Source organism: Spirosoma arcticum, assembly GCF_054779955.1.
This window is the reverse complement of record NZ_BAAGXG010000001.1, coordinates 365,000-388,441: the sequence shown is the minus strand read 5'-3', so window position 1 is coordinate 388,441 and position 23,442 is coordinate 365,000. Positions and strand designations below refer to the sequence as shown.

Below are 23,442 nucleotides of genomic sequence, written 5' to 3'. Positions count from 1 at the left end.
TCCTATGTCGACACAAACCAAGCCTTACCGCTATCAACTCCCTAAAAAGGCAATCAAAGCTGATTGCCCACAGTGCGGGCCACGTCACCGTAAAACCCTAAGTCGCTATGTGGACAGCCGGACGGGTGAAGCCTTACCCGAACTCTACGGCCGTTGCGACCGGGAAAGCAATTGCGGCTATCAGTTAAGCCCTTATCAGAAAACAGCGTCGGGCATGAGTTACGCCGATGAGGTCAACCAGTATAGCCAGATGCCACCCATACCGAAATTATGGTTTCGTATAGCCGGGAAATGGAAACGCAACGGCTGCGCTCGTGAAGGTGTGGTAAGTGGATTTCAAGACGCTTTGATTGGCGCAACTCCTGAACAGGCCGAAAAAGTAGCAAAATTTATTTTCGATAAAGCTACACGTTCTACACAACCTACACTGACCACCCCCATCTATTGCATTCCTGATGAGGTGTTCAGCCCAACGTTAGGCCACTACCAGCATAACCAGTTTGCCCGCTTACTTAGTAGGCAGTTCGGAAACTCTGAAGCTCTTACGCTATTACAACGGTTCCAGATTGGCACGTCGGCACGTTGGCCGGGTGCATGTGTGTTCTGGCTGAAGGACGAGCAGCACCGCGTTCGAGCGGGGCAAGTCGTGTTGTTTGCTAACGACTGGCATAAGGCTAATTACGCCGATCAGGAAGGCAATCAAAAGGTTTGCATTAGCTCAGTCAGTCATGGTCTGTTACGCCGATATCGTCAGCAGGAACAACCCGCGCCGGACTGGTTGACCGATTACCACAAAAACGCCCCCCGTTGGCCTATCTTGTTTGGTTTGCACCAAATAGCAACTGCCCCGGTAGATCAGCCCGTTGCTATCGTAGAAGCCCCCAAAACGGCCGTTGTGTGTTCGGCCCTAATACCGGATTTTGTCTGGTTGGCTGTTGGTGCATTATCCTACCTCAACGCCGAACGATTAGCCCCCCTTCGTGGCCGCGCCGTAAAACTGTTTCCTGATTTGTCGAAAGATGGGAAAGCGTTTGCCCGTTGGAGTAAGGTTGCGGACGACCTAAACACGAAATGCTATCAGATCAGCGTATCAGATTTGTTGGAGCAAGGGGCTACCAACCAACAGAAAGAGCAGGGGTTAGACCTGGCCGATTTTTTGCTAAACACACCGGTTGTCGTTCATACTTTGGCAGAATGGGCCACGAACCCTGGCAGTATCTGTCGTCCTTACGAATCCCAACTTGAGCGGTTGATTGTTGAGCCATGCGATACGTACCCAGCCGAATGGGATAATTAAAAGCTGTTTTGAAACTATTAATTAACAACATTAAAATGCTTAATTAAGATGTTCATAAAGTTAACTTTTGATCTCTAAATTAAGCAGATCGACTACTAAATCTAAATACGCATTTAGAATTTTCTCATTGGTAATTTCATTTCCGTTAAGCGAATTTTTTAATATAAAATCTTGCAAGTTTTCGGGAATAAGAGTTTTAAGATGAGAATTTTTGACAAAGCTACGAACTTCATCATCACTCATTTTCTGATTATCAGGTTTAAATAAAAGAAGCTTCAAATCGTCGTATTCTTTTCTGTTTCTAAATGGAGAAATTATATAATGCGTTATTGGTTTTAATCTAAAGTTTGGGGTAAATTCATCAAAACTGTTTTCAACTGACAAGTATTTGAAATATTTTTCAATAGGATACATTGAAGTACGCCTTTTTCCATCCGAAAAGTTTTCAAGTAAACCTTTTAAAATTTCCTGTTCCGATAGCTCATTGCATAATACTGGTAAGCCTTTTTGTAAGTTTTCTTCAAAAATCATAACTGAATACAGTGCCTCTTCCGTTTTAAAAATCTTGTAATCCTTAAGATAGAAATTATTTAAAAGCATATAAGAATCAAAATAAAAATTATCCCATAAAACCAAGTCTGCAATGAAATTTTCAATTGCGTGAAAATTTCCAAATGCATCTTTAGTCTTTTCGATAGTATCTGGAAGTAAACTTTTATATTTATGAGTAAACAAAATACTTTTCGAATGAATAAATTCGAACAATTTTACAGGTGACTTGTCTAAATTTGTGCATATTTCTTCCGGCAAAACAGCAAGACCATATATTTCAGCTTTTGAATTTATGGGGATTTTTGCCATTTTAGCCGTAAGTTCAAGATGAAAATATTGAAATGCGATAATTTCATCGAAAGTTTTGCAGTTAGATTCAAATAAATTTATAATCTCACTTAACGTTTTTGGTAGAATATTATTAAGAAAATCATTATCAATCTCTCTTTGTTTTTTTCTAATAAACCCATCTCTTGAAATAGTTAGAATTTTGTCTGATTCTGGACTTTGTAAATTCCACATAATGTTGCAATATGTAAGCTTATAGTAATGCGGAAATTCAACATCTACTTTTATATCTCTAACAAGATATTGATCTTGATAATATTGACCAGGATGTGGATGCCTTTTATTGTTAGTAAAACTATCTAAAAATGCGATCCTAAAGTTTGATCCGACTGCAATTCTTTCGTCTACAATAAAAGAATATCGATGAAACGATAGATGTGGTCGATATAATGTCACCTGATATAAATCAGTGCGAATTTTATCAGAATTGTATAAACTTTTGAAATGATCTCTATCGAGATTAGAGTTTGTTTTTTTGATTTTTTCATTTGAAATAATTATTTCAAGTACATTAACCTGTTTAAATTCTTGCAGGAGAAATTCAATAATTTTGTAGAAATATACTTCACCATATTTATCACTAAATGTATCAAACTGCTCGACAATTGCATTGTTAAAACTTTTTGGAAACAATTCAGAAAAGTTAGATTTAGAAAGAGTAAAAGAAATTTCTGTTCCTCTTGACATAGGAGGATTCGAAGAGGTCACCTTGCAGTATTCTCCGTTTTTTGCAGAATGAAAAATAATCTCTTTTGACGGTTCAGAATCTGTTTTGGTTCGAACTGTAAATTTGTTAGTTACCAAAAACAAAGATTGTAACCCTATACCGAAAGCGCCAGTGGGCTTAAGCCAATATGGCATAGTTTGTTTTATATCTTGGAACGATTTGTCCTTACTTCTACTTTGACCTACTTTATTCGTCATTCTTATTAAATCACTATCTGATATTCCTGTCCCATTATCTTTAACTTTGATAACTACATATTGCTTATTGTCATCAAGCCAATCTATATTTAATTCTATTGGAAAGTTATCCCAAATTTCATTAGGTAAATCTCCAGGAAATAAAATAGAGTTTATTACATCTTGATGAGTTGTGTTACTTTCCATACCTAAATGCTTCTTTATGAGAAAATCGTACACGCCTGACTGTACGAGTCTCCATATCTCAATTTTTGATGCGTCAAAAGCGTTTTGTATCAGTTCCCTAAAAAAAACAAATTCAGCGTTTTGATATATTGCTGATCCTTCGAAAATTTCAAAAACTTTTTCATTTGATATACTAAAACGAAGGTTCATGAAATCCCTTTTTGACTCACTACCCTGAAACAAAACCTTCAGCTTTCCACGTGATATAGTTGGCGCAATACCTATTAATTCTATTGGGGCTATGTACGACCATTCTTTACTTTGATCTTCAACTTCTTTTTGAAGCCAATCAAACCAATCACGTGCAACCCTATATACTCTGTCATCACTACAGTCCGCTGTGATCTCAATGGATTTAGGTGAAATAAGCAAATGCTTTATTGATGAATGCTTCTGGTAATGGTTATCAGACGTTTCAGGTAAGTTTTCATCAATAACTTTACTTTGAAATAAATTAAATCTTTTATCATCTACATCTAATAAATCACCTATTCTTAATAAACAAGCAATAAATCTTGGGTGCATTTTATCGCTTGAATAACCGTCAGATATATATTCTAAATTATCAATTACTTGATAAAAATCAATACCATGTGCAAAAGCAATGTCAGATAACACAACTGAAAATCTATTGGGTATCCCTGTCAAGTTAAATCCATTCATTAAATCATAAAATTCTTTATCCTTACCTAATAGAATATTTTTACTTCTTAAATGGTGATTTTTACGGTAATAGTCAGCAATTATAAGTGTAACAGATTTTCTTATTTTTAAAGGAAGGTTTGAGTTATAATCATTTTCACTTTTCGTATTAGAGCTTATATCTAACAAAAGTATGGCTGATTCTTGTAAATCTTTATCATTACTTAAAATACTAATATCATTCAAGTAAGCTTGAAATTCTTTTTCCTTCCAATTCTGCTCTAAAGTACTGTAAAATACAACCATCCCAAGGTCATGAGTAAAAGCTGACATTAAGATTAGCCATGTATCTGTTGGGCTTAGTTGTTTAATTCTTTCTTCGCCTAATAATGATTCTATATTTTTTATTATAGTTTCTGAATGACTATTATCATGTAAACTATAGTGAGGAAAGTTTATGCTAATTGCATTTTGTGCATTAGGAACAAACTTTTTATTTAATTTCCAAATTGAATTCAATAATTCAACTTGTTGATTTTCATTACTGATAGATAATAAGTGTTTCTCAAGTGTGTACATTGTTGTGACTTTGTTTCTAAATTTAAAAATGACTTTTAGTTTTCGATACTTCTTATTTCCTCATCCGTCAATCCATACAACGCGTAAACCAGTCGGTCTATCTCTGCTTCTAATGCCAACGTATCAGCGATTGAGTTATCAGCTTTAGCAGTCAAAATTTGGTCAACAGCGATTTCAATGGTTTTCTTCTCGACGTTTGTGGCAATGGGAATAGGAATCTGTTCAACGTACTGTCTAAAGAATCTTAAATAGCCGCCACGAATTGCGGTTGACAGATTGATGTAAAAGTATAAAACGGCATTTGAGTTCAACAGAGCTAATAGATATTTATCATCTTTAGGAATGAAGTAAGCCGTATTTACACAGTACGTTCCTACATTATCATACATAGCTTGAACCTTAATCCCAATGTCAGGGAAAGATATTTTATTACCTTCAAACTCTTTATAGTAGGCACATGCCCGAAACTCCCACCAATATTCACCTTTGTCTGAACGAACTTTAGCTTTAGCTTCAAATGGTGCGAGATGTTGGCAAATAGCTGGATAACTACTTTGCAGATGTTGCCATCCTGTTTTTTCATCCACTTTACCGAATTGTTTGCGAGTGCTGCCACTTGGAAAAAGGAGTAGGTATTTATCAACGGTCGGCGTTTGATACCGTTTAATATCCCGACCCGCCAAAAATGGTTTGATTACCTCAGTACTACGTGGGTCTTCAGCAATCAGCTTGTTTTTAGTAGCGGCATCAATAACGAAGGCTTCGTTTAGCCCGGTTAAGACACCCCGATAGATTTTACCGTTTACATATTCGCCCAATGGCTTACCCGCTGCCCGTAGTTTAGCCATTAGTTGCTGAACTGCTTCGTTGGTTAACTGCCAGCCCTCATCCTGCAAATTGGCGGTTGTTACGTCGAACCGATTAGCCTGGATAAGATTGGCTAATCCATCGGCATATTGCAACGTATCAATCTGAACCGCCCGAAAACTCCCGGTAGCCAGTGCCTTACGAATGCTCAGAATGCTGGGATACGTGGTCGCTTCGTCAAAAACGGGCAAATCGCCAAAGTCAGCAATTTGCTCAATAGCCAGCGTTTTTAGCCACCTACGCAGGTTGCCCCCGTAGCTCGCTCTCATCCACTTATTTGGAATGATAAAAACGAACTGACCATTGGGCCGCAAAATTCGTACGCCATGCTCTATGAACATGACGTATAGATCAGCAGTACCCGCGTATGTTTTAGTAAAATCCTTTTTCAGTAACGCTTTCGATTCGCCTAACTCCTCTTGCCGGATATATGGCGGATTGCCAATGATGGCATCAAAGCCGACGTAATTCCCTTGCTCGTTGAGCACTTCGGGAAATTCAAACCGCCATTCAAATGACCCCCGGTATAGGGCGTTATTTTCAACGTTGGCTATTTCCGTTTCAATCAGGTCAATGTACTTATTCGTTCGGATAATTTCAGCAGCGACCAATTTCGGGTCTTTCATCGGGTTGCCGAAAATATCAATGTTGTTATCCAACAGCACCCGCTGCCCGCGTAGGTCGGCTAACTTTTTTCGTTTTGGGTCGCGGTTGGACACCGTTTCGCGGAACTGGCTTTTTATCTCATTAATGAAGCGTTGCAGTTCGGCTTTGGCTTCTTTACTCTTAGCGTCTTTGTAAGCGGCTACTGCGTCTTTGTATGTCCGTAGCGAAAATTTTTGCTTTATGAATACCTCGCTGAGGTCTTCGGTAAGACTAAACTTGCTTAACAGGCTGTTACCCTGTTTGATGTTAATATCAATGTTGGGCAGCGTTTCCAGTTCCACAAAACCGGATTCGTCGGTGTAGTAGGCGTTTTTCAAAAGCTCAATCCAGAGCCGCAACCGGCAAATCTTGACTGAGTTGGGGTTAATGTCTACCCCAAACAGGCAATTTTCAATGATGGTCTGCTTTTCATGGAATAGCGTCTTTTGCACCCGTTGTCGTTCGGCTGTTGGCTTGCCCGTCGCTTGTAGCACGTACTGAAACGGCGTTTCGTCCTCATCCTGTACAATCATTTCATCGTTTAGAATGCTAACCGTATAGTCCTTTATCCGCTTGCCATTCTCATCCTGCCAGATGCCCAAATCTGACTTCACCGCTATTAGTTCGTTGAGAGCCGATACCAGAAAATGCCCCGAACCAACGGCCGGATCACAAATGCGTATTTCGTTGATGAGTGCGTTTGCTTCAGCCCGGTCAAGGTCTTTGTTTTCGAGGGCTGTAAAGTCGGCACAGTTCCATCCTTTGGCATCGTTGAACTTTTGAACAACGGCCTTACGGATGGTTTCCCGGCACATGTATTCGGTAATGAATCCTGGCGTATAGAATGACCCGTCTTTGTAGCCGTTGATTTTCTCAAAGATCAGCCCCAACACACTGGCATTGATGAGCGTCCGGTTTTTCTCCTGAATCGTTTCCCGGCTTTCCGACGCAAAATCATAGGCATCCAAAAACGCGAATAGGTACGACAGGGTAGACAGGTCTTTTGTCATCCGGTAAGCCGGGTTGTCAGTCAGGACGCTGTTACGCAGTACGGGCAACGTTAGACCATTATCTAATTGATTGATGCCGATGGTATCGTTTTCTAACTCCGTCGACTCAAACAATGAACTATTGAGGTAAGGAACCTTGCCAAACTTAGTTTGTATCGACGCTTGCCGTTCGGATGGCTTTTTAGCCAGTACCCGAAAGAACAGTTTGTTGAGTTCGTCAAAGTCAGGTATGATGCCGCTGTTCAGAAAAGAATATTCCTTATTGCCAGCATGGTACTTGACCAACTGCGATTCTAACAGCTTTAGGAACAGTACCCGGTTAACCCACGTAATGCACAGTTCTAATGCTACGCTAAATAGCTGTTCGTCGGCCGTTGCCCCGTACTGTGCCCGGTCGTGCAGTTGGTAGAACTTACCTGACGAGTCGAGCTCGATCAATGCGTTTTCCAATAACGACCCTTCATCCCGCTTGCCCGCTTCCTTGCGTCGAATGACTTTCTTACCCCCGTCTTTTACCTCTTCTAAACCGATCAGGTGCAAAAGCTCGGAATAGAATTTGGGATTAAGCCGGTTGCTATCGGTCGCCGTTGGCAGCTTTAGCAGGTGCGTAGGAGATAGCACCTTATAAAGCGGTAACAGAGCTTTGTCATTGGCCGTATCGTCGTCAGCTACGATTTTCTGAAAGTCCCGTAGGTCGAAATAGGTAAAGGCTATTTCCTCATCTAAGCCCGCCAAAAAGGGTTTCGCGATTTCATTGTAAAACAGTTCGTTATTAGTGCTGACTTTTTGCTTTGATGCCCAGGCTTTGTACTCTTTGGTTAGATGAGCGTCCCGAAAGAACAGCCGATCAATTAGGGCCGCGTCAAAGATGAACCATTCGTAAATATTGGTAATGACGCAGTATCGAATGTCGCTGTTTTGCCCGTCAATGCGTTCGCGGAAATAGTACAACAGCAGTTCGTGAAAGGCTTTAGCATTGAGGTTTTGGCGGCTTATCATTTCGCCTTTGTTGGCGGGTCGTTTCACCTCAAATAGCACCCCGGCTGGAGCAGTTGCGTCTTTACCCGAATGAATTACAAAATCGGTTCTCCCCTTTGGCGCAACCAAGTACAACTCCTTGTAATAGACCTCTTTTAGTAAGTCCATTAAATGCCCTTTTGCGTTTTCCTCACTTTCCCGTTCATTGATGAGACTGAGCAGCTTTGTGTAATTTGTTTTGAAACGGTCAATCTGTTCCCGGTTGCCGGATTGGAGCCGATAGGTTTTTTCAAGGGATTCGGTAGGTGTAAGGGCCGTAAGCAACATTTTTTGTATCTTTAAGAACAGCAAGTAACGAACCGTTTGACAGTCTGACAAATGAATCAGGATAAATACGTTAAGCGGTCGGTATTCTAAAATAGAACAAAAATAGAGCCATGTCATTCGAGAAGGGGAGAGCCAAAACCGGGGGCCGTGAAGCTGGAACACCGAACAAAGCGGTGAAGGAGTTGCGCCAGCAATTGCAGGAAATTGTTCAGACAACCTTAAACGAGTTGCCCCAAACATTGGCCGCAATGGAACCCACCGACCGGGCACGGTTGCTGACAGCTCTACTACCTTATGTGATGCCGAAACTGAACAGCGTCGAACTAAAAGCCGAACAACAGGACGATTTACCAAAGAAGGGGTTACCGCCCTGGCTTAGTCGTCCCTTGCCTACCTCAACTACGGAACTCACTTCTAATTAACTGCAATCATGTCATTCGAGAAAGGACGCGAAAAGACCGGGGGCCGTAAAGCGGGTAGTACTAACCGAACCAGTTCCGAGATAAAGAGTAAGATTGCCGCCCTCATTGACGATCAATTTGATATGATTCAGGCGGACTTAGAGACGTTGGAGCCAAAAGACCGGGTCAGTGCCTATCTGAAATTTATGGAGTACGTGCTACCCAAACAGCGGGAACAGAAAATAGACCTATCGACGCTTACTGATGAGCAGATAGACGACCTGTTAGATAAGGCACTGGCTAAAATTGAGTAATGCTATGAAGCGGGTTGAAAAGTTAAAAGTATTGCAGGATGTTTTGCAAGGCCAAACCAGTCAATTACGCCTGTTGCATCGCCAACAAGGTATGAAGTCTTTGCCATACCTAAGTGTGGCCGGTATTGTGGATATTCGGCAATGCCCCCCGGCTTTATATGAGTTACCTGTTTTATACAGCTACTATCCTACATTAAGCGGATACGAAGAATATTACGAGCCGTTACAAGAGTGTTTACGGCGTTTTGATGAAGTAGACCCTAAACTACGATTTTTGTTCGGTTCGGCTTTTGGCCTGATTTGGCCTACTGACAGACAGTACGATGATGTGCCCTTGCAGTACATTCAGGTGGGGTGCCGAGACTACCAAGAACGCTATGTGCCGGGGGGAACAGTAAGGGACTTACGCCGATATTTCAATCAGTCGACCGACTGCTTTGACGAACGCCCTCATTTGTCAATATTCATTGAAACTAAGTCCGAACAATTTGATTGGTACGTTAAAAGACCTCTTTTGGAGTAGTAGCTATGAGACGAGCACACAACCGCGCCGAAAAGTTGGCTCTACTATCTAAAATTGTCGAGGGTAGACTAACCAATAAAGTCGTTAGCGACATTCGCAAAAGCCGCGAACCAATGTATATAACCCTGGATTTAACAGACGGTGAAAATGTGTTGGAGCCAAACGACCCTACCTACCATATTGAGGTTTTCGACGACTGGAAACACACCCGATGCTACTGGCAATACGCAGACGGACGTATAGAAGAAGCTCAACAGATCAATAACTATTCATGAGCCGCGTTAACCTAAACATCAAACGTCAACTACTTGCAGACTTATTCGAGGGCAAGACGGACAATTTACGGACGTATCAACGTAAACAGGTTATTTCTGCTTTTCTTTTCCGATGGGTCATTGATGCCAGAGCTATAGACGGTACTATTACGACCATTGATAAGCAAGGCAATAAAAGCCTGATGAGTGAACAGGATTTTGAGCAAATACCTACCCGCGCCCCCATTTGGCGAGTTGTCGACCATACAGGCGGGATAAAGACACCCGAAATTGATGAGGAATACTAAGGGCCGTAATTGGCCCTTTTTCATACTTATAAATGAGGAGCAGTAAGTTTGTTGTACCTAATGTTGTACCTCAAAACAAAAAAGCACTCAACATAATTGTTAAGTGCTTGATAATCAATGTGACCCCGATTGGATTCGAACCAATGACCGTCTGCTTAGAAGGCAGATGCTCTATCCAACTGAGCTACGGGACCAAAATAGATTAGGAACTTTCAAAAAACAGAAAACCGCCCTTTTCGATTGAAAAGGGCGGTTTCTGGTGTCGGGGTGGCAGGATTCGAACCTACGACCTCCTGCTCCCAAAGCAGGCGCGATACCGGGCTACGCTACACCCCGAATGTGTTAAGCTTTTCCGCTCAACGGGTGCAAAGGTACGAATAAAAACATCGTAACCGCATGTCCACTGAACTAATTATCTTAACGCTGCGGAGAGAGAGGGATTCGAACCCTCGGTACCGTTACCAGTACGACAGTTTAGCAAACTGTTCCTTTCGGCCACTCAGGCATCTCTCCAAAACCGATTACCCGCTCAACGGTTAATCAGGGCACAAAGATAGAGCGATTCGCTGTTTTCGGCAAGTAGTGTTCTGCAAAATCTTTTGGCATTCGCTACTTTCGCTTTTTCGGTGCCAATCTACGCTTATCAGCCGGGTTAGCATTCGTCCATCTGAGGTTGCTCATGAACTGGCTTTATTCGTTTTCTTCTACCGAATTCATTTTCACCGGCCTGTTCCTGCTGTTCTACGCCCTGTATGTACGGCGTACGTTCCGGCTGGCGCAGCAGCTTAATACGTCAGCCTGGGGCGTCGTTCCAAAGTTTTTTTTGCGCGGGACCTACCTGAGCCTGCTAATTATTGCGCTGCTTGGTCCATCGTTCGGTGAAGCCGACAGCGAACTGGCGACGGCGGGCCGGGATGTGTTTCTGTTGGTCGATGTTTCCCGCTCAATGGACGCCGGGGATGTGGTGCCAACCCGGTTAGAACGGGTAAAGTATGACGTTCAGCAACTCTGTGATACGCTGGCGACCGACCGCTTTGGCCTACTTCTAACATCCTCAGAATCAATTCTTTTGTCGCCCCTGACGGCCGACCATGACGCCCTAAATCAGTTTATACGAAACATTCGCACGAGTGATGCGTCCGTGGGCGGCACCGACCTGTGCACCGCCATTGAGCTGGCCCGCCAGAAACTGCTGGCCGACCCCTCAACCCGGCAACGGGTAAAAGTCATTGTACTGTTTAGCGACGGCGAAAACTTCGGCTCCTGTGAGCGTACCAATCTGGTCAGGCTGCGCACAGCGGGTGTGTCGCTCATTACGGTGGGCGTAGGCACCGAAGCAGGGGCGTCTATCCGCGCGGGGCGTGATTTCATTCGTGATAATGACCGGCAGATCGTTCGCAGCCGACTGAACCGGGGCTTTCTGCAGGGTCTGGTCAGCGACGGGCGTGGCCAATACGTAGAAGCCGATGCCAGCGGCCAGTACGTCAATGAACTGGTCAGCGTTATCCAGTCGATAAAAGGCCGCGTAGTCGACCAGCAGCGAATAGCCGTATCGACCAATAAATATTACTATTTCGTGTTGATTGCCCTGGGACTGATAGCTCTGGATCTGATTGTGACGGTACGAACATTCAGGCTGTGAGTTTGTCTGGCGGTTTCCACTTATTTTTGACCGGTCGTTGAGTACCGTAGCATGATTTATCTGTTCCTTATGGCGTGGCTGTGGTGGACACATCCACTCGCCAATCAGATTTCCCGCAACAATCAAGCTCGTCAGGACGCCGAACGGGCCTATCATGCGGGGCGGTTTAATCAGGCTCTGGCCTTGTACGCCGGGTTAAGCCGGACAACCACAACCATTGACCCGGCTGTGCGCCTGAACTTAGGCCACACGTATTTTCGGTTAGGACAATATGCCAAAGCTAAACCACAGTACGAAACCCTGCTCCGATCCGACCGTCAGGATTTGCGGGCGGTGGCGGCCACGCAACTCGGCGTCATGGCCTGCTTCGACCGCGACAGCGCCACGGCACTCATGCTGTTTCGGCAGGCACTGCTTGAAAACGCCGATAATGAACCTGCCCGGTATAATTTTGAGTTAATAAAGAAGCGTTATTCCGGCAAACCGCTTTCCATAAACCAGCAACCGAAGCGAGCGGCCCGTCAGCCGTTGCTGGTCAATAAATCCCAGCCAGCGGGCGGGCAGGTAGAGCGGTCGGCACGTCAGGACGAACTGCTGCGCCGGTTTGGGCAACTGAACCTGAGTGAAGAACAGGCATTGCAGTTACTCAATGCCATGCAGCAGGATGATCTGCCGTATGCACTGACCCGCTCGGCCCGGCGTTCGGGAGCGAAGCCAGCCGCGAATGCGAACCGCTGGTAAATACACTGAATCAACAGCACGCATGAACGAAGTTGTTATTGTTGCCGCCGTCCGAACGCCCATTGGCTCATTCGGGGGCGTTTTATCTACCCTGTCAGCTACCGACCTGGGCGCAGCCGCCATTCAGGGTGCGTTAGCCCGCGCCGGGGTTCAGCCCGACCAGGTGCAGGAAGTGTACATGGGCAACGTGGTGTCGGCCAATGTTGGTCAGGCCCCCGCCAAACAGGCAGCGCTCAAAGCAGGCCTGCCCGCCAACATTCCCTGCACAACCATCAATAAAGTATGCGCATCGGGCACCAAAGCCATTATGCTGGCGGCTCAGGCCATTCAGTTAGGTCAGGCCGACGTGATTGTAGCGGGTGGCATGGAAAGTATGTCGAACGTGCCTTATTATGTGCCGAAAGCACGATTTGGCTATAAATACGGCAATGCCGAGTTAGTGGACGGTCTCGCCCGCGACGGGTTGGTCGACGTGTACGACCAGTGCTCAATGGGCGTTTTTGCCGACCGAACCGCCGAAAAGTACGCCATTAGCCGCGAAACGCAGGATGCTTATTCGGTGCAGTCGTACCGGCGGGCGGAGGAGAGTACTCAGAGCGGCCGGTTCAGCGCCGAAATTGTACCGGTTGAGGTAGCCGGGCGCAAAGGCAGCGTGACGGTAAGCGAAGACGAGGAGTACAAAAACGTTATTTACGACAAAATTCCGACCCTGAAGCCCGCTTTTGGGGCAGGCGGCACGGTAACGGCCGCCAGTTCGTCACCCATCAGCGACGGGGCATCGGCATTGGTCGTGATGAGCCGCCGGAAAGCCGACGAACTGGGACTGAAACCATTGGCCCGGATTCTGGCCTATGCCGATGCCGAGCAGGAGCCGCAGTGGTTCACCACAGCCCCAACTAAGGCCGTGCCGCTCGCGCTCGAACGCGCCGGACTAACCGCCGATGATATTGATTTCTTCGAGATCAACGAGGCCTTTGCCGTGGTGCCGCTGGCATTCAGCGAGGTGCTGAATGTACCGCAGGAAAAGCTTAACGTTTTTGGCGGAGCCGTGTCCATTGGTCATCCATTGGGCGCGTCGGGTGCGCGGATCGTAACTACACTAACGAACGTGCTCCACCAGAAGGACGGTCGTTACGGGGCCGTTGGTATCTGCAACGGCGGGGGTGGCGCTTCGGCAATTGTATTGGAGAAGTTATAAGATAGTTTGTGGTTTGTAGTTGCAGTTCCCCGCCGGGGCTGACGCCCGAAGGCTCTCGCCGGTCAGCCGGTGCGGTCAGTCCCGGCGGGGAACCGCAACTACAAACTACAAACCACAAACCCTACCCCTGTGCTTATTCAGGAAACCAACTTCCAGTTCCCCGGCCAAACGGCCTTTTATCGCGGTAAAGTCCGGGATGTTTATTCATTCCCAGATAAACTCGTCATGATTGCGTCGGACCGGATTTCGGCGTTCGACGTGGTGCTGCCCCGGCCAATTCCGTTGAAAGGGCAGGTGCTGAACCAAACAGCCGCATACTTTTTAAAAGCGACCGCCGACATTGTGCCTAACTGGCTGCTCGACGTGCCGGACCCCAACGTGAGCATTGGCCTGAAGTGCGACCCATACTCCGTTGAGATGGTGGTGCGGGGCTATCTGGCGGGCCACGCCTGGCGTGAGTACCACGATGGCCACCGGATGCTCTGCGGGGTGGCGTTGCCCGATGGCCTGCGAGAGAACGACCGCCTGTCTCAGCCCATCATTACCCCGAGCACCAAAGCCCACGAAGGCCACGATGAAGACATCAGCCGCGAGGAGATTCTTAGTCAAAACATAGTCAGCGAAAGCGACTATGTTCAGTTGGAACGCTACGCCCTCGCCCTTTTTGAACGGGGCACGGCGATGGCCGCCGAACGCGGGTTAATCCTGGTCGATACCAAATACGAATTTGGCAATCTGGATGGTACGGTTTATCTGATCGACGAGGTGCACACGCCGGATTCATCGCGGTATTTTTACGCCGATGTCTACGAAGCCAACCAGCGGGCCGGGCAGCCGCAGAAACAATTGTCCAAGGAATTCGTTAGAGAATGGCTTATTACAAACGGATTTCAGGGGAAAACAGGCCAAACAGTACCGATAATGTCCGACGAGTGGGTGGCCCAGATTTCGCAACGTTATATCGAACTATTCGAGACCGTTACGGGTCAGTCGTTCCAACCCGCCGATGGGGCCGATCCGCTCAATCGGATTGAAACCAACGTCCTTCGTGCGTTGAGGTAGTAACGCACACTGATTAATTATGACGTATACGATTGAAAAAAACGAGCAGTACGCGCTGATCCGTTTAACCGAAAGCGCCTTCGAGGGTGAAATACCCCAGGAGTTTGAAACCCTCAGCCGGGTTCTGTTCCGGGAAGGATACAGCAACATCATTGTGGATATAGACCCGGTCCAAACGGTTGATCCGGCGGGAGTAAGCACCATCCGAAAGATAAACCGCCAGTGCATCCATGAGGTAGGACTGCTGATTTTGGTTACCAAGAACGATGACTTGATTGAGTTTTTAGATACGGCCAACATCAGCGACCTGACCATTCTACCAACGGTTGAGGAAGCAATAGACGCCGTGTTTATGAATGAACTGGAGAATGATTTTCGAAGCGAGAGCGATGACGAATACGACGCAGGAGGTAGCATCGGCCGCGACGAAGCCTGATAGCACCACTACCCACGACCCGGAGCACCACCGGGCGGCAACCCAGCCCTTTGCGCTCACGATTTTGGGGGCTGGTTCAGCCACGCCCTCACTGCGAATGCACCAGACGGCCCAGTTGCTCACCGTGGGCAACGACTACATGCTGATCGACTGTGGCGAAGGCACTCAACTCCGACTGATTGAACAGAAAATCCGGCCGGGTCGGTTGCGCTATATTTTTATCAGTCACCTGCACGGCGATCATTACTTTGGGTTGGCTCCGCTCCTGTCGACGCTCAATCTGTCGGGCCGGACCGAGGATCTGTACCTGTTCGGGCCACGCGGTCTGGATGAGGTGCTGACCACCATCTTTCGCGTGTCCGATTCGCGGTTGGGCTACAATCTGCATTTTCAGGCCGTTGATCCAGCCACGCCAACCCGGCTGCTCGACCATCCGCAGGTGACGGTTGAGTCGATACCGCTTCAGCACCGAATCGACTGTTCGGGCTACCTGTTTCGCGAGAAGCCGCATAAACCGCATCTACTGCGTGAGAAGCTGCCCGCCGAAGTACCGATCCTCTACTTGAAACAACTCAAAGACGGCCAAGATATCCTGGATGAGACCGGGGATATTCTTTACGCAGCGGCCGACTATACAGTTCCTGGCCAACCGCCCCGCTCCTACGCCTTCTGCTCCGACACGCGCTACGTGGCCGAACTGGTTCCTCAGTTGCAGGGCGTAAATCTGCTGTACCACGAAGCGACGTTTCTGGAAGATAATGCCGAACGGGCCACCGAGGTGTACCATTCAACGGCCCAACAGGCGGCTGCCATTGCCGCCAGCGCCGGAGTCGGCCGGTTGTTGATTGGTCATTTTTCCTCGCGCTACAAACAGTTTGACCCGTTTTTGGCCGAAGCCCGGACGGTGTTTCCCGAAACGTACCTCGCCGTTGAGGGCGAAACGTTCGTTATTTAATCCATCAATCACAAGACAGGCACCCCAACAGGCGTTGTCATTGGTAGATAGTATCCTGCTCCTACCCTGTTCCTTTTCCAGTATGCTTGGTTTTCGCCTGGGTTTCTTAGATGTCGGCTGGCTCGACCTGCTCGACATTCTCTTTGTCACAATTCTTATTTACCAGATTTATAACCTCGTTCGGGGCAGCGTAGCCAGTCGGGTATTCATTGGCTACCTGCTGGTATATCTGGCTTATTTAGTGGTGAAAGCCCTCGGTCTCAACCTGATGACGACCATTCTGGAGTACTTTATCAGCGTGGGTGCACTGGCTTTAATCATCATTTTTCAGCAGGAAATCCGCCGTTTTCTGCTGCTCATCGGTAAGTCCACCAACGTCACGAACAGCCGCTGGATTCGGCGATTATTACTGCGGCAGGCCGACTCAGCCGAATCGCATACCCACCTCAAACCAATCGTGGATGCCTGCAAATCGCTGGGCAGCGAGTTTTCCGGGGGGCTCATTGTTATTCAGAAAAATGATGATTTGGAAAAATTTGCGCTCTCGGGCGAACTCGTCAATGCAGATCTCTCCAAACCGTTGCTACTCGCTATCTTCAGTCAGTACAGTCCTTTGCACGACGGGGCCGTTTTGATCAGCGATGGCCGGATTCGGGCGGCCCGCTGCATCCTGCCCGTTTCGGACGACGATGAACTACCTCCGGCGCTGGGCTTCCGGCACCGGGCCGCGCTGGGTATGAGTGAGGCTACGGACGCGGCCGTAATTGCCGTTTCGGAAGAAAGCGGGCGGATAGCGCTGGCCCTCAACGGTGAGTTATTCACCAGCTTAAACCTGTCGGAGTTGGAAACGCGGTTAGAAAGCTACCTGCGGGAGCCGAAACGATTGAATCAGTTACTGTAAACAAAGTCGTAAGTGAAGAAGTCGTAAGTGGCTGACGCGCGAAAGCAACATGCATGCGTCAGCCACTTACGACTTCTTCACTTACGACTCTTTTTCTAATATTCCAGCATAGGAGGCAGACTTTTTGCCTGCTCAACAAAATCACTTACCTGCTCAACCGAGGGCGGACGCTGGGTGAACTGACGGGTGGTGTTGATTTCGATTAGCTTAGCGTGCAGGTTCGCGGGCGACCGTCGAGCGAGTTCTTTTACCGTATCAACGCCTGCTTCTTCCATAAGATCACTGTAGACCCGGCCAATCCCTTTGATGCGGGCCAGATCGGCGCGATTGGCTAATTCCAGAATGATGGTTGACTCGACCTCAGCCGCCAATGCCAGCGACTTTCGACCCTGGGGCGTTTTGGCCGCTTCGAGCAATGCATCACTGTCGCTCAAGCCCTGGCCTTTCAGGGCAATTAAAACCGCGTCTGTAATACCACGGAGTTCACCTATCGTAACACTCATATCGAAAAGAGTTGGGTTATTGATTACAAGAATCTGACCTTCAGACCGCTAAATATAGAATTAACGAACGAGATACTTTCTCCGAATGTCGTTCAGGAGAAATTTTTTCTGAACGGTGAAGCTCGCCGGACTCATCTGCTCAAACTCGCGTTTCCACTCCGCATACTGCTCTGGGTCGATCTGTTGGAACTGACTCACATCTATTTTCTTCTGTACTAAGTACTCCTCAAATTCCATAATCTACGCTGACTTTTTTACCGATTATATTTTTATTGGTTCTTTAATGGCCACCAATTTTTTCTTTTACCCTACATGTACCGCAAGAATATGACATAATGACGGAAGTCTTCGTTAAAATTCGGGGTAAACAACTATTGGAACAGATCGTGAAGGTGGCTCATTCTTTCGTAAACAATCATACGTATGGATACGTACTTTGTCAATTTTAGTGGGTCGGCCGGGCAGTCCGGACAGCCGGTCAATCAGGATCCAGCGCTGTTGGATGCTTACTCGGGTACAGTTGTAAATGTAGCCAAAAAAGTTAGCCCATCGGTCGTTCAGATCAAGGTCAGCGGCCGGCCGGCGGCTGGTAATACGTCAGCATCAGGACGCCGACGGCCAAACGGCGATGGCGAAGGCACCGGATCGGGATTCATCATCTCAACTGACGGCTACCTCATCACCAACAACCATGTGGTAGCCGGTGCCACCCAAATCGACGTGAATCTACCAGACCGTGGCGACGGACCGGGGCATGAAGTCGACGCCACGCTGATTGGGCGCGATCCGGCGACCGACATTGCCGTGCTAAAGATTGATGCCGACGGGCTGAAGGCCATTCGATTTGCTGACTCTAAGCAGGTGCAGGTGGGTCAGATTGCCATTGCCATTGGAAATCCGTATGGTTTCCAGTATTCGCTGACGGCTGGTGTCGTGAGTGCCCTCGGCCGGACACTGCGTTCGGAGTCGGGGCGACTCATCGACGACGTCATTCAGACCGATGCGGCCCTGAACCCCGGAAATTCAGGTGGGCCATTGCTCAATTCCAACGGCGACGTAATTGGCGTTAACACGGCCGTGATTCTACCCGCGCAGGGCATTTGTTTCGCCGTATCATCAAATTTAGCGGCATTCGTTGCGGGAAAACTTATTCTGGAAGGGCGCGTTCGACGGGGTTATTTAGGCATTGCCGGCCAACTTATTAACCTGACGGAGCGGATTAAACAGTATAACCAGCTATCGGCCAAAACGGGTGTAATGGTGGTCAGCGTCGAGGCCGATGGCGTAGCCGGTAATGGCGAGTTACTACAGGGTGATATCATTGTGGGCTTCAACGGTCAATCTGTCGCTACGGTCGATGATTTGCACCGGCTGCTGACGGACGACACCATTGGCCGACGCGTGCAACTAACCGTGCTACGCGAGAATCGCCAGAAGGGCATAATGGTGACGCCGGGGGAGATTAGGTGAGATTGCTACGCTGGTGCGGCAGATTTTAGTACCTTTCGCGCTTCGTGGAATCATTTGCGTCGCCCGGCCTTTCGTTGTCAGCTACGGATCGGGCGACGTCACCCAATCGCATGAATCAGCAAGCCACCATTGACCTCATTAATCAGCTTGACGCGCCCAAAATCAAGTTTGCTTTCACCGATATCGACGGTGTTTTGCGGGGCAAAGTCATTAGTCGTCAAAAGTTTCTGGACGGGCTGGCCGATGGCTACGGCTTCTGCGACGTGGTTTGGGGATGGGATTCGGCTGATACCCCCTACGACAACGGCCGCACAACCGGCTGGCAGTCAGGCTATCCTGATGCGTCGGTGCGGGTTGATCTGGCCACGTTCCGGCAAATTCCGTGGGAAGACGACATTCCGTTTTTTCTGGCTGAGTTCGACACCGTAGCGGCCTGCCCGCGTTCGCTGCTCAAACGCGTCGCCGAACAGTGCCGCGCCATGGGCTACCACCCAGAATACGCGCAGGAGTTTGAGTGGTTTAACTTTCGCGAAACACCGCATAGTTTACAGGAAAAAGGCTTTCGGCAGTTGGACCCGCTCACGCCCGGCATGTTTGGCTACTCCATTCTGCGGCCCTCGCTCGAAAGCGCTTTTTACCACGATCTGTTCGACCACCTAACTCAGTTCGACATTCCCCTCGAAGGGCTGCACACCGAAACCGGACCGGGTGTTTACGAAGCGGCCATTGCGCACGATGAGGTTGTTCGGGCGGCCGACAAAGCGGCTTTGTTCAAGACGTCGGTTAAAGAAATTGCGTACCGGCACGGGATCGTGGCTACGTTCATGGCCAAATGGAATGCCGACCTGCCGGGGTGCAGCGGCCATATTCACCAGAGCCTATGGAACCCGGAGCAGACGCAAAACCTGTTTTTTGAGACAAACCAGCCAAACCGTATGAGCGATTTGATGCGGCAGTTTATTGCCGGTCAGTTGCATTGCCTGCCCCATATTACGCCCATGTTTGCCCCTACCATCAACAGCTACAAGCGACTGGTGGAAGGTGCGTGGGCACCGACGACACTAACCTGGTCGGTCGATAATCGCACCACGGCGTTGCGGGTGCTTAACCGAAACGAAGCCCTCACCCGCGTGGAGCACCGCGTGTCGGGGGCCGACACGAACCCGTATCTGGCGCTGGCTGCTGCACTGGCGTCGGGGCTATACGGCATTCGGCACCGGCTTACCTTAGAAACTCCGGCGTCGATGGGTAACGGATACGCCGACAAGCAGTACGGGGTGCTGCCCGCCAACTTAGCCGAAGCTACCCGCGCCATGACTGGCTCTGTTATTGCGGCCGAACTGTTCGGTGCGGAATTTGTTGACCACTTCGTTCGCACCCGCGACTGGGAGTGGCGGCAATACGCCCGGCAGGTCAGCGACTGGGAGTTGAAGCGGTATTTTGAAATCATATAAAAACGGTTTGTGGTTTGTAGTTGGCTGACGCCGGAGGAACTACAAATCCCGGCGGGGAACCGCACAAACTCAAAAACCACAAACCCCAACCTCTTTCATGCGTCTCGTCGATTACCCAACCATTATCCGGAAAGCCTGGGCGGGCTTCGATGCGTCCGGGCTTATTCACACCATCGAGGACATCAGCGCTCGTGTTTCGACTAACCACGTGTTCAAAGTTACGTTTGAGGACGGCGACACGATCATTGCTAAGTTGTCGTATTTTGGTAAATACGAACACTTTCTGGAAGACCATCGAATCATTCACGTGCTGGCTAACAATCTGCTGTATCCGTTCGAAAACGTGCTGGCTAAATCATTGGTGCGTGACGGGCAAGTCTATACATATCGCCATCAGGATGGTTTTATTGATGCGTGGGTCGTGTTTTATAATCCCATCCGCATTCAGCAGAAACTGCCCCGCCGGTTAGACGAACACCACATTCGGGAATTAGGCAGGCAGATTGCCCGATTTCACAAAGCCTGCTCACGAGTAAGCCCGGTACTGCCCAAATCATCGAAGACGCTGCGCTCCGACATCTGGGATCTAATTGACCTGTTAGACACCGAAACGGGGCAGTTTGAGCACCGGATGCACACCGACGAACTCAAGCGTCAGTGCGAGCTGTTCCTGACCAACCGTCAGAAACTCGTGGCCGGTACGGTTGAAACAATGCCCGTATTTATGGATTGGAACATCGGCAACTTTTCCGTAACGGATAACCTCGAACTGTATTCGCGCTGGGATTATGACTGGTTCCGCATCAGCTACCGGGTCATGGATTTTTATTTTTTCAGCCGCGTTGTATCGGACCTTGGCGACCGAACCGTGTTTAGCTACGGCATCGGCCCGCTGATGGAAGACCGGTTCATGCTGTTTTTGCAGCAGTACCACCGGGTGTATCCGCTCACGGAAAACGAGATCCGGTTTCTGCCCGAAGCGTTCCGGTTTTTTATTCTCAACTACGTCATCAAATACGGCCGCTATTTTTTTCACCGTACCTACGCCATCAAGCTGCAACAGGAAGCCTACGAAATCTACTTCCCGTCCATCGAGCAGTTCGACGCCGAGAAGATTTTGAAGGCGCTGGGTATTTGATGAATTTCTGTAAGCATCCCTCAGCGGAACGCCGGACCGCCCCGGCCCCTCTCCCATAGGGCGAGACGGTCCGGCGTTCCGCTGAGGGAAATACGTCGAATTAAATCTTACACGAATTTCTATCCGCGTTACCCCATGCAACTCGATGATTTTAAAGCGGTAGCATCTGGCTACAAAGTAATTTTTTTCGATGCGTTTGGCGTACTGAAAAACTACGAAGGATTATTGCCCGGAATTGAAAACACCTTTGCCTGGCTGCGGTCGACGGGGAAAGAATTTTACATCCTGACCAACGATGCTTCGCGCAGCCCGCAGGAACTCGCCGAATCATACCACCGGACGGGTTCCTACGCCATCTCACCCGACCGGATTATTTCGTCGGGAATGCTGGCGCGGGAATACTTAGACCTGAAAGTAAATCACGGTACGGTGGCGTACCTCGGCACGGAAAGCTCGGCCCATTACCTCGAAACGACCGATCTTAAAACACTGCCCATTAGCCAGGTTGACTTGGGTGACGTAGGCGACATCAACGCGCTGGTGCTGTTGGACGACGAAGGTTTCGACTGGAACACCGACCTCAACAAAACCGTGAATCTGCTCCGTAAACGCAACATTCCGGTTATCGTAGCCAACACCGACGAGACGTATCCGGTCTCCAAAACCCGCATTGCCATCGCCATCGGGGCCGTGGCCGAAATGATCGAAACCATCGTGGGTAAGCAGTTTATCCGGTTTGGCAAACCCGACGCGCAACTGTTTATGTTTGCTTACGAACGGCTGGAGCACCTTACCCTCCCCGGCAACGGTTCGGCCAAACCCATAAGCAAACGCGACGTGCTGATGGTGGGCGATACGCTCCGCACCGACATTCTCGGCGGCAACAAATTTGGGTTAGATACGGTGCTGGTGCTCACCGGTAACACCCAGCCGCAGGACGCCGAAATCCAGATTCGTAGCACAGGAATCATTCCAACCTACGTCTGCGAATCGGTGGTTATTTCGGAATGAACTGGCGCAAGGATCTCGGATTCATTTCAGCGGTCAACAACTGACGGGTTTGAACAAGATAACGGTGAGTGTAGTTAAACAGCCCATAACGTCACGTAGGCGTTTACCATTCACAAATAAATCATTCACAGTTATGAAAAACTACCTTGCAGGACTGTTCATGCTGGCCGCGCTGTCGGCTGCCGCTCAGGAGTATAAACCGTTTAAAGTAAACCTATCAGTAGGTGTTGCTAAGCCCCTCAACGCCGGTGTTTCGGGTGGCTTACTGTTGGCAGTGGAGCCTAAGTACGGTATCACTGACAATTTTGATATTGGTCTTCGACTGGAAACGGCTATTGTAGCCCGAGGAATTCAGGTAAGCGGCAACACAACGACCAGTGATGTGGGCGCGTTTAATTCGGCTTTAATCACGGGCAATTACTTGTTTGGGAAAGGAGGTATCCGGCCTTTTCTGGGGGCTGGCATTGGTGTTTACAGCGTCGCGGCCGCTGGTACGGTAGTTGTTGACAATAATGCACAGAATCCTCAAACGGTCAATTTTGTCAGCGATACCAAGTTTGGTGGGATGATCCGGGGCGGTATCAAAGCAGGCCACTTCGTGGCGGCTGTCGAATACAACGCAGCACCCACTACGTCAGCCACATTAGGAACGACGAGAGTAACCAGTGAAAACGCCTACTTAGGCGTTAAAGTTGGCTTTGACATCGGCGGTGGCCGGAAGTAAAGAGTAAAAGGGT

22 protein-coding genes and 3 tRNA genes are annotated in these 23,442 nt (G+C 48.4%); 18 read left to right on the top strand and 7 right to left on the bottom strand.

The window, feature by feature from the left end; genetic code table 11:
* Positions 1 to 4: 4 nt before the first annotated feature.
* Complete coding sequence (locus ACYVHB_RS01790) at positions 5 to 1,297, top strand: DUF6371 domain-containing protein (protein ID WP_461049046.1); 1,293 nt, start codon at positions 5 to 7, stop codon at positions 1,295 to 1,297.
* 60 nt (positions 1,298 to 1,357) lie between these two features.
* Here the strand turns inward: ACYVHB_RS01790 and ACYVHB_RS01785 are convergent, their stop codons facing one another.
* Both ACYVHB_RS01785 and ACYVHB_RS01780 read right to left on the bottom strand, forming a co-directional pair.
* On the bottom strand, positions 1,358 to 4,567 hold the full coding sequence (locus ACYVHB_RS01785) for an HD domain-containing protein (protein ID WP_461049044.1): 3,210 nt from the start codon (positions 4,565 to 4,567) through the stop codon (positions 1,358 to 1,360).
* Between the two features lie 35 nt (positions 4,568 to 4,602).
* The gene (locus tag ACYVHB_RS01780) at positions 4,603 to 8,394 is read right to left on the bottom strand and encodes a class I SAM-dependent DNA methyltransferase (protein WP_461049042.1); all 3,792 of its coding nucleotides are present in this window, start codon (positions 8,392 to 8,394) and stop codon (positions 4,603 to 4,605) included.
* 110 nt (positions 8,395 to 8,504) lie between these two features.
* On the opposite strand from ACYVHB_RS01780, the gene ACYVHB_RS01775 reads away from it, so the two are divergent.
* From ACYVHB_RS01775 to ACYVHB_RS01755, 5 genes are read left to right on the top strand one after another with little or no spacing between them, the layout of a single operon-like run.
* Complete coding sequence (locus tag ACYVHB_RS01775) at positions 8,505 to 8,816, top strand: hypothetical protein (RefSeq protein WP_461049040.1); 312 nt, start codon at positions 8,505 to 8,507, stop codon at positions 8,814 to 8,816.
* Positions 8,817 to 8,824: 8 nt separating this feature from the next.
* Positions 8,825 to 9,109, top strand: a complete 285-nt coding sequence (locus ACYVHB_RS01770) for a hypothetical protein (RefSeq protein WP_461049038.1) — start codon at positions 8,825 to 8,827, stop codon at positions 9,107 to 9,109.
* Positions 9,110 to 9,113: 4 nt separating this feature from the next.
* Positions 9,114 to 9,632 carry a hypothetical protein gene (locus ACYVHB_RS01765; RefSeq protein ID WP_461049036.1) on the top strand — a complete coding sequence of 173 codons (519 nt, stop codon included), beginning with the start codon at positions 9,114 to 9,116 and terminating at the stop codon, positions 9,630 to 9,632.
* A 5-nt stretch (positions 9,633 to 9,637) separates the two neighbouring features.
* Positions 9,638 to 9,907, top strand: a complete 270-nt coding sequence (locus ACYVHB_RS01760) for a hypothetical protein (protein ID WP_461049034.1) — start codon at positions 9,638 to 9,640, stop codon at positions 9,905 to 9,907.
* Positions 9,904 to 10,194, top strand: a complete 291-nt coding sequence (locus ACYVHB_RS01755) for a hypothetical protein (protein ID WP_461049032.1) — start codon at positions 9,904 to 9,906, stop codon at positions 10,192 to 10,194. The genes ACYVHB_RS01760 and ACYVHB_RS01755 overlap by 4 nt, the downstream gene beginning before the upstream one ends.
* Before the next feature lie 120 nt (positions 10,195 to 10,314).
* Here the strand turns inward: ACYVHB_RS01755 and ACYVHB_RS01750 are convergent.
* The 3 genes from ACYVHB_RS01750 to ACYVHB_RS01740 form a co-directional block, all read right to left on the bottom strand.
* A tRNA-Arg gene (locus ACYVHB_RS01750) sits at positions 10,315 to 10,388 on the bottom strand.
* A 68-nt stretch (positions 10,389 to 10,456) separates the two neighbouring features.
* Positions 10,457 to 10,530, bottom strand: a tRNA-Pro gene (locus ACYVHB_RS01745).
* Between the two features lie 90 nt (positions 10,531 to 10,620).
* Positions 10,621 to 10,707 (bottom strand) — tRNA-Ser (locus ACYVHB_RS01740).
* Between the two features lie 166 nt (positions 10,708 to 10,873).
* On the opposite strand from ACYVHB_RS01740, the gene ACYVHB_RS01735 reads away from it, so the two are divergent.
* The 7 genes from ACYVHB_RS01735 (at position 10,874) to cdaA (ending at position 17,129) form a co-directional block, all read left to right on the top strand.
* A complete protein-coding gene (locus ACYVHB_RS01735; protein WP_461049030.1) occupies positions 10,874 to 11,836 on the top strand; it encodes a vWA domain-containing protein in 963 nt (320 codons plus the stop codon).
* 51 nt (positions 11,837 to 11,887) lie between these two features.
* The gene (locus ACYVHB_RS01730; RefSeq protein WP_461049028.1) at positions 11,888 to 12,577 is read left to right on the top strand and encodes a tetratricopeptide repeat protein; all 690 of its coding nucleotides are present in this window, start codon (positions 11,888 to 11,890) and stop codon (positions 12,575 to 12,577) included.
* A gap of 22 nt (positions 12,578 to 12,599) precedes the next feature.
* Positions 12,600 to 13,775: an acetyl-CoA C-acyltransferase gene (locus ACYVHB_RS01725; protein ID WP_461049026.1), complete on the top strand. Its 1,176-nt coding sequence runs from the start codon at positions 12,600 to 12,602 to the stop codon at positions 13,773 to 13,775.
* 129 nt (positions 13,776 to 13,904) lie between these two features.
* Positions 13,905 to 14,837 carry a phosphoribosylaminoimidazolesuccinocarboxamide synthase gene (locus ACYVHB_RS01720; RefSeq protein WP_461049024.1) on the top strand — a complete coding sequence of 311 codons (933 nt, stop codon included), beginning with the start codon at positions 13,905 to 13,907 and terminating at the stop codon, positions 14,835 to 14,837.
* Positions 14,838 to 14,856: 19 nt separating this feature from the next.
* Positions 14,857 to 15,273, top strand: coding sequence for an STAS domain-containing protein (locus ACYVHB_RS01715; RefSeq protein ID WP_461049022.1), 417 nt, complete (start codon positions 14,857 to 14,859; stop codon positions 15,271 to 15,273).
* A complete protein-coding gene (locus tag ACYVHB_RS01710; protein WP_461049020.1) occupies positions 15,206 to 16,228 on the top strand; it encodes a ribonuclease Z in 1,023 nt (340 codons plus the stop codon). Before ACYVHB_RS01715 ends, ACYVHB_RS01710 begins: the two co-directional genes overlap by 68 nt.
* 82 nt (positions 16,229 to 16,310) lie before the next feature.
* The gene (gene cdaA / locus ACYVHB_RS01705; RefSeq protein WP_461049018.1) at positions 16,311 to 17,129 is read left to right on the top strand and encodes a diadenylate cyclase CdaA; all 819 of its coding nucleotides are present in this window, start codon (positions 16,311 to 16,313) and stop codon (positions 17,127 to 17,129) included.
* Positions 17,130 to 17,224: 95 nt separating this feature from the next.
* Here the strand turns inward: cdaA and ACYVHB_RS01700 are convergent, their stop codons facing one another.
* Complete coding sequence (locus ACYVHB_RS01700; RefSeq protein ID WP_461049016.1) at positions 17,225 to 17,632, bottom strand: DUF4332 domain-containing protein; 408 nt, start codon at positions 17,630 to 17,632, stop codon at positions 17,225 to 17,227.
* Positions 17,633 to 17,692: 60 nt separating this feature from the next.
* Entirely contained in the window at positions 17,693 to 17,869 is a 177-nt protein-coding gene (locus ACYVHB_RS01695) for a hypothetical protein (RefSeq protein WP_461049014.1), read from the bottom strand.
* Positions 17,870 to 18,055: 186 nt separating this feature from the next.
* Between ACYVHB_RS01695 and ACYVHB_RS01690 the strand changes: the two genes are divergently transcribed.
* The 5 genes from ACYVHB_RS01690 to ACYVHB_RS01670 all read left to right on the top strand — a co-directional run bounded on the left by ACYVHB_RS01690 (position 18,056) and on the right by ACYVHB_RS01670 (position 23,429).
* Positions 18,056 to 19,102: a S1C family serine protease gene (locus tag ACYVHB_RS01690; RefSeq protein ID WP_461049012.1), complete on the top strand. Its 1,047-nt coding sequence runs from the start codon at positions 18,056 to 18,058 to the stop codon at positions 19,100 to 19,102.
* A gap of 110 nt (positions 19,103 to 19,212) precedes the next feature.
* Entirely contained in the window at positions 19,213 to 20,556 is a 1,344-nt protein-coding gene (locus ACYVHB_RS01685; RefSeq protein WP_461049010.1) for a glutamine synthetase family protein, read from the top strand.
* Between the two features lie 97 nt (positions 20,557 to 20,653).
* On the top strand, positions 20,654 to 21,694 hold the full coding sequence (locus tag ACYVHB_RS01680) for an aminoglycoside phosphotransferase/kinase family protein (RefSeq protein ID WP_461049008.1): 1,041 nt from the start codon (positions 20,654 to 20,656) through the stop codon (positions 21,692 to 21,694).
* 135 nt (positions 21,695 to 21,829) lie between these two features.
* The gene (locus ACYVHB_RS01675) at positions 21,830 to 22,705 is read left to right on the top strand and encodes an HAD-IIA family hydrolase (protein ID WP_461049006.1); all 876 of its coding nucleotides are present in this window, start codon (positions 21,830 to 21,832) and stop codon (positions 22,703 to 22,705) included.
* Between the two features lie 133 nt (positions 22,706 to 22,838).
* On the top strand, positions 22,839 to 23,429 hold the full coding sequence (locus ACYVHB_RS01670; RefSeq protein WP_461049004.1) for a hypothetical protein: 591 nt from the start codon (positions 22,839 to 22,841) through the stop codon (positions 23,427 to 23,429).
* Positions 23,430 to 23,442: the final 13 nt, after the last annotated feature.